1 protein-coding gene is annotated in these 297 nt (G+C 59.6%); it reads left to right on the forward strand.

Features of this window, described 5'->3' with window-relative positions; all coding sequences use genetic code 11:
- A partial coding sequence (locus AF337_RS11550; protein ID WP_193393601.1) for a transglycosylase domain-containing protein occupies positions 1 to 297 on the forward strand: 297 nt, incomplete at both ends.

Here is a 297-nt window from a genome sequence, read left to right on the forward strand (position 1 = left end):
CAGACGTACCCTGGCGCGAGATCCGTGACGGGACGTTAAAGCCTATCGTTGTGCTGGAAACCGCCGACGGTGCGCCGCTCGTAAGGCAGGGACCTTATCAAGGGCCATATGCGCAATACCACCAGTTCCCACCGCGGCTGATCGATGCCGTCCTTTCAATTGAGGACCGCCGGTTCATGGATCACTTCGGCGTCGATCCAAGAGGGATCGGGAGGGCGTTTCTCCGGAATTTGGAGGCTGGCTCGGTGGTGGAGGGGGGCAGCACGATCACCCAGCAACTTATCAAGCTGCAATACC

The organism is Rhizobium ecuadorense, assembly GCF_001187535.1.
GTDB lineage: Bacteria > Pseudomonadota > Alphaproteobacteria > Rhizobiales > Rhizobiaceae > Rhizobium > Rhizobium ecuadorense.